We start from the raw sequence: 6,541 nt of genomic DNA on the forward strand, positions 1-6,541 counted from the left end.
CTTAGTTTCCTTGCGGCAATCCGTTCAGCTCGGCCTGGGTATTGTCAGGCGACACCAGCAGCGTAATCTCCACGCGGCGGTTACGGGCGCGATTCTCAGGCGTCGTGTTAGGCGCTACCGGGTTGATCTCGCCCCGCCCTTCGGCTTTGACGCGCTCAGGCTGGGACAGGCTGCCCTGTAGCTGTTTTTGCACCGAGCGGGCGCGCTCAAGCGAGAGTTCATAGTTGGAGGCGAAGCGGGCGCTGCGGATCGGCACGTTGTCGCTGTACCCCACGACCAGAATTTTGCCGCTGACGTTATTCATCGCCTGGGCGATGCGGTCGATGACCGGCTCATAGCGATCGCGCACCACGGTTGAGGCCGAGGCAAACAGTCCGTCCCCTTTCAGGATCACCACGCTGCGATCCGCCTCATCCTTCACGGCCACCAGACCGGCCTCAATTTCCGGTTTCAGGAAACCGCGCAGGTTCAGCACCGCCGGCAGCTGACGCGCAGGCTGCTGGATAGTGGTTTCCGGCAGCTGGGACTGGTAAATCTTCGCCAGCACCGGGCTGGTGTTATCGCCCAGGCGCCAGTTGAGGACGATATAGAACAGGCAGGCGATAAAGCCCACCAGCGCCACGCACGCCCAGAGAGGAATCATTGGCCGCCAGAGCTTGCGCAGCACGGGGCGATCTTCCGGATGCGGGGAAAGCGGCGGCGGGTAGCTGCCGCGCACGCCGCGGATCATTTGCCACAGACGCTGTTTGATGGTTTCAAGCTGGGTGCGGCCATTGTCCAGCACGCGGTAGCGCCCTTCAAAGCCGAGCAGCAGACAGTAGTTGATCATCTCCAGCAGCAGAATGTGTTCACGCGGATTCTGAGACAGACGCGCCAGCAGCTGGAAAAACTTCTCGCCGCCCCAGGTTTCGTTATGAAACGTCACCAGCAGGCCGTTGCTTGACCAGACGCCGCTGCTTCCCCAGGGGGTCAGGGCGGCGGCTTCGTCCAGCGCCGTGCAGAGGCAGTAGCGCGCGCCGACAATCACTTCATACGGTAAGCCCGCCTGCTGGCATCGCACTTCGAATCGGCGAATTTCGTCGATCAGGCGCTGGCGCAGCCCGACCTGATCGTCGTGGGAAACCGAATGACGGATTTGCGGAATCGCATTGAGCAGCGGATTGGCGGCCGCCACCAGCTGATTATTCCCACTGGCTCCGGTAAACACGGCATCGCTGCCGGTATCCTGTCGTTCCTGCATATTAAGCGCTCGCTTTATTATTCTGTCGGGCTACGGATGGCCCAGAACTCCATATCGAGACCCGGGAATTCCCCTGCGAGATGCAGCGCGAATGCCCCGGACTTGTCCATCTCGTGCCACAGCTCGCTGCCCCTCTCGAGCTCGAAATAGCTGTAGCCCGCATGCCACGGGATCTGCGGCGGTGCGACGGGCATGGCCCGCAGCATGATGCCCGGCAGCTGAAGCTGAACCAGATCGCGAATTTTTGAGACTGGCGCAACCTTCATCTGGGCAGGGAAATGGGTTTGCAGGTGTTCGCCCGGGACGTTGGCTTTTACCGCCAGCACGAAGCCAAACTCGCGAACCATGCTGGTCTCCGGCACGGTGGCGATGTTCAGTCCGTGAGAGCGTTCGTGCAGCGGCAGCTGAATGGCATGATCTTCCATGACCAGCGACAACCCCTGACGCAGCATCAGCATCAGTTTGCTGAAGCAAGCGGCGAGATCGTCATGGTCGTATACCGGCAGAATGCTCTCTGCGGTACGCTGCGACGTCCAGGTGGCGAGTTCCGTGGCAAACGGCAGCCAGCTGTGCCAGAGCGCTTCCGGGTGAAGCAGCGGCAGCGTTTTTAAATGCGAGACGTCGCCCAGGTGGCGGTTGATCAGCGAGAGAAGCGTGAACTCGACCATCTCGGACGTATTGAAACGCCCCGGCTGGCGCAGACGGCCACCAATCTGCTGGCTACGCTGCACCAGCAAGCCGTGCAGATCGTTGATCATGCCGTACAGCTGCGGGCTGTTATTGGCGTTCAGCATGGGCGGGATGTAGCTGTTATCCAGCCGCACGTGGTTGTCGTTGCGCTTTTCGGTAACGAACGCCACGCCGATGGCGGTCCACTCTGCCGTCAGATCTTTCTCCAGCATCAGGGTCAGACGCAGGCGGCCAAACTGGACCGTGGCCTCCCCGACCGACATGGCGTTATCGTCTTCCACCTCTTGCTCAAAGGTAATAAAACGCGCCAGAGAAGCGTGCTCTTCGCTGAAAATCACCTCTTCACGGCCACCGCGACGAACCGGCAGCGCAAGCACCACTTTTTCATTGGTGAGGTTATCAGGGATTTTTAGCGGGGCCGGACCGTTGCGATCGCTGCGAACCTGGAAAAACGTGCCGTCAGGCAGCAAACCGCTACAGTAGCTCAGGGCAATGCAGCCCTGGCGAAGCATCGCTTCGTCCAGCTCAAGGTCGAGAAAGCCCCAGAGGTACGATCGCTGCAATGCTCCCCATTCCCGAACGTGGTTGAGGAGGTAACGTTCTGTCCGCTGAAAATGGTGGGGACGCAGGAACATGCCCTCTGTCCAGACGACCTTTTCTGCTTTCGTCATGATGATCTCTTTCCTGTTATGAAGGGCGTTACTGGCTGATGACCCGGATACCGTTTACGTCAAGGAAGACGCTGGCCTGGAGTTCATCTGCGGACCATTTCCAGAACTGGTAAATCGCGTTTTCGCCGGGAACAGGCAAAGGGAGTGAGACACGCCATTTTTTGCCGTCCAGCGCCTGGTATTCCGCCATCACGCCGATATAGCGCGCGTCCGGCGAGCTTTGACCGCTCAGGGTTTTCGAAAGCTGGCCCGGCATCAGGAAGAACACATCGCTGTTCAGCAGATTCGCGCCAAGCGTGGCTGACGCGTTGTTCTGTAAGGAGTAGAAGTCGCTGGACATGAAATCCGCATCGGATTTCAGCAGCATCACTCTGACCTTAAGCGGCGCAGAATCATTGATTTGAGGATGAGCCTGAAACTGTAGATTGTAGCGGGAGGGGTCGCTGTGTGAAGACGACGTACAACCACCGATCAGCGCGAAAATCAACGCAAAAAATGGGAACCACATCCGATGAAAATTTTTATTATTCATAAAAATATGCTCGTGAAACCCGTTTAGTTCAGGATCCAGGTACCGTTCGCGCTGTCTTTGCAGGCTTTGCTGTTGCCATCGACATCGACGCAGGTGGTTTTCTTGCGCACTTTCTGGCGCTGCGCCTGTTTACGCACGGTGGCTTCGTACTGGTCAGCCTTGATCACGGCACGCATCGGCACATAACCAATCAGCTGTTCACTCCCTTCATCGGCCAGCGCCATCCAGAAATGTTCAACCTGCCCCAGCACAACGTAAGTTTTGCCGGTCTCAAGCGTGCGGACCACCTTTCCGCCGTAGTCAGGGCGGCTCATCAGGGATGCCGGGTACATGGCACGATACGGTTCATTCACCTGAGTGAACTCCGCCGGCGGGGTAACAGCGTGACGGTGCGTCAGCGTGACGCCATTAACCTGGCTCGTCACGATCGTATCATCGGTGATCGCTGGTTTCTGCGGCGCCTTACAGCCCGCCACCGCCATAACAAACAGAAGTGATAACAATACGCGCAGTTTCATATGCTTTTCCGTAGCGATATTTAGAGGATGAAGAGAGGGGATAAAATTTGACTTAAGTGCTATTGTTAAAATAGTCAGGATATTTTCAGCATGTAACTATTTTAGGGCATAGCTACCGCACGAGCCCTACAGAAATAGGCCCAGCATGTTCCTGACATATTTTGACAAACGGTAGACAAGTTTACATGAGCTTGCCATCAATTCAATATTTCCCGCCTGCTTAATGGCGTATAACGATCCGCCCAATGCATTATAGGATTAATCTCATTAAAAATGCGCACTTAGCCTAAATCTGCTTTTTCTTAGGCAGAGAATGCGCATATCTCATTGAATATTAATAATTAAATACCCAAAAGAGAACCACTATCATTAACGTAAGCCACCTATTATCGCCACTACCATAATTAGTAGAATTTCATTTTTTCTGTGCGCTGTGGGATATATTTAGGATATTTACATTGTTGCATTTCAAAGATAAGTTTTATTCTTAACGAGTGCCCGCATTAACCAAGGCAGAGGGAAATAACCCCAGTATATTAATTTCGCGTGCCGAAATAACTTTTGAGAATTTAGCCTTCGAAGTTATTTTTTGTGCCTTAATAATTAAGTCCGGCTACATCTTTTTGTTCTTTTAATGTTCAATAGGAAGCATTTAACCCCACAATCAGGGGTATTGACGGTATACCTGTCGCTAAAAGTTTTACCATTGCTACATATTTTTTTTACTTTCTGCCAACATCCTCCTGGCCATTCATCCCGCCGCTTGACTTATTTTGTGATAAAGGTACTTTTCAGGACATGAAGAAGATCCTGATTATCGTTCCTGACGGCGGCATGCTGTTTGAAGCCGCCGGTATCGCCGACATTCTGATGCAGGCCAACCGGCTGCACCCGGACGGCCTTGCGCAGCCTCGCTACCGCATCATTATTGCCACCACCCAGCCTCATCTGGTGATCCACGGCCAGTCCGGTTTAAACCTGCTGGCGGACTATCGCCTGCCGGAGCTGGATCCGCGCGAGCCGCTGGACACAATCATCATTACCGGGCGCGGCATAAATGAGCAGGAGAGCACCGCCGTGGTGGACTGGCTGCACCTTGCCGCGCCGCATGCGCGACGCATTGCCTCCGTGTGCGGCGGAGCGCTGCTGCTGGCACAGGCCGGACTGCTTGATGGGCGCCGGGCAACGACCCACTGGCGGCTGCTGGAGACGCTGAAAACGCTCTATCCTGCGGTCAACGTTGAGGGTGGCCCGCTCTATGTTCAGGATGGACCCGTCTGGACGTCCGGCGGCGTCAGCTCCGGGTTTGACTTGACGCTGGCGCTGGTGGAAGACGATTACGGCTTCACCCTCGCCCGCAACGTAGCGCAGGATATGGTGATGTACCTGCGTCGGCCCGGCGGCCAGCTACAGTTCAGCCGCTATAATCTGGAGCAGTCCGGCGCGACCGGACCCGTAAGCGAGCTGCAAAGCTGGATCCTGCAAAACCTTACCGCAGATTTGTGCGTCGAAAAGCTGGCTGAACGGGTCGCGATGAGCCCGCGCAATTTTACCCGCGTGTTCACGCGCGACGTCGGTGTACCGCCGGCCCGTTATGTCACTGAAGCGCGCCTGGCCGCCGCCCGCCAGCTTCTGGAGCAGACCCAGCATCCGCTTGAGGTCATTGCCGAAAAAAGCGGGTTTGGTTCCAGCATTAACCTGCGTCGGGTGTTTGAAAAGCAGCTTCATCTCACGCCGGGCGAATACCGCCAACGCTTCCACTGCCGCAAAATGGCGTAATCTGATCCTTTTTTGTCATTTACGCCATCCGACCTGAGGCCTACAGTCACTTCAGACAACACAGATAAGGAGTGCATCATGGTTAAGGTCGGTATTAACGGTTTCGGCCGTATCGGACGTAATGTTCTGCGCGCGGCGCTGGGCAACCCGGATCTCCAGATTGTGGCCATAAACGATCTGACGGACAGCAAAACCCTCGCCCATCTGCTGAAATATGACTCTCTGCTCGGCACGCTGCCGGTGCCTGTTGAAGCGGCGGACGGCGCGCTACAGGTTGACGGGCAACGCATCACCGTATTCAGTGAACGCGACCCGGCAAATATTCCCTGGAAAGACGCTGGCGTTGAGGTGGTAATAGAAGCGACCGGGTTCTTTACCGAACGTGAAAAAGCGGCGGTGCATATCACGAGCGGCGGCGCAAAACGCGTCATTATTTCCGCGCCGGCTAAAAATGACGATCTCACGGTGGTGATGGGCGTGAACCACACGCTGTACGATCCGGCTCAGCATTTCGTGGTCAGTAACGGGAGCTGCACCACTAATGGGCTGGCACCGGCGGCGCAGGTGCTGCACCAGCAGTTCGGCATTGAGCACGGGCTGATGAACACCACCCATGCGTACACCAACAGCCAGGCGCTGCATGACCAGCCGGAAAAAGATCTGCGCGGCGCGCGCGCGGCAGCATTATCGATTGTGCCTTACTCCAGCGGCGCGGCAAAAGCGCTCGGGAAAGTGATCCCCGAGCTGGACGGCAAGCTTACCGGGTATTCCCTGCGCGTGCCGGTTCCGGTGGTGTCGATTGTCGATCTGACGGTAACGCTGAGCCGCAATGTGACCGCCGAAGAGGTGAATGACGCGTTTCGTCAGGCTGCCGCCAGCGGGCCGCTGAAAGGCATTCTGGGCTACAGCGATGAACCGCTGGTCTCCAGTGATTATCAGGGCGACCCGCGCTCATCCATTATCGACGGGCTATCAACGCTGGTGATTGGCGGGAATATGGTGAAGATCCTGTCGTGGTACGACAACGAATGGGGCTTCTCGAACCGTCTGGTGGATCTGGCGGTGCTGATGGATAAGAAAGGGTTGTAAGGCTTAAGCCGGGTGGCCTGAA

6 protein-coding genes are annotated in these 6,541 nt (G+C 56.3%); 2 read left to right on the top strand and 4 right to left on the bottom strand.

Going from position 1 to position 6,541, the window contains the following annotated elements; all coding sequences use genetic code 11:
• Window position 1 precedes the first annotated feature (1 nt).
• From E0L16_RS21060 to E0L16_RS21075, 4 genes are read right to left on the bottom strand one after another with little or no spacing between them, the layout of a single operon-like run.
• On the bottom strand, window positions 2-1,240 hold the full coding sequence (locus E0L16_RS21060; RefSeq protein WP_063449587.1) for a DotU family type VI secretion system protein: 1,239 nt from the start codon (window positions 1,238-1,240) through the stop codon (window positions 2-4).
• Between the two features lie 17 nt (window positions 1,241-1,257).
• The gene (gene tssK / locus E0L16_RS21065; protein WP_131638177.1) at window positions 1,258-2,601 is read right to left on the bottom strand and encodes a type VI secretion system baseplate subunit TssK; all 1,344 of its coding nucleotides are present in this window, start codon (window positions 2,599-2,601) and stop codon (window positions 1,258-1,260) included.
• Between the two features lie 28 nt (window positions 2,602-2,629).
• Window positions 2,630-3,133 (bottom strand): type VI secretion system lipoprotein TssJ, encoded by a 504-nt coding sequence (gene tssJ, locus E0L16_RS21070; RefSeq protein WP_063868509.1) that lies wholly within the window; start codon window positions 3,131-3,133, stop codon window positions 2,630-2,632.
• Window positions 3,134-3,156: 23 nt separating this feature from the next.
• Window positions 3,157-3,651 (bottom strand): SH3 domain-containing protein, encoded by a 495-nt coding sequence (locus E0L16_RS21075; RefSeq protein ID WP_131638179.1) that lies wholly within the window; start codon window positions 3,649-3,651, stop codon window positions 3,157-3,159.
• A gap of 798 nt (window positions 3,652-4,449) precedes the next feature.
• On the opposite strand from E0L16_RS21075, the gene E0L16_RS21080 reads away from it, so the two are divergent.
• Entirely contained in the window at window positions 4,450-5,430 is a 981-nt protein-coding gene (locus E0L16_RS21080; RefSeq protein ID WP_131638181.1) for a GlxA family transcriptional regulator, read from the top strand.
• Between the two features lie 78 nt (window positions 5,431-5,508).
• Window positions 5,509-6,519, top strand: coding sequence for a type I glyceraldehyde-3-phosphate dehydrogenase (gene gap, locus E0L16_RS21085; protein ID WP_131638183.1), 1,011 nt, complete (start codon window positions 5,509-5,511; stop codon window positions 6,517-6,519).
• Window positions 6,520-6,541 lie beyond the last annotated feature (22 nt).

Origin of the sequence: Enterobacter quasihormaechei (assembly GCF_004331385.1) — a bacterium.
GTDB lineage: Bacteria > Pseudomonadota > Gammaproteobacteria > Enterobacterales > Enterobacteriaceae > Enterobacter > Enterobacter quasihormaechei.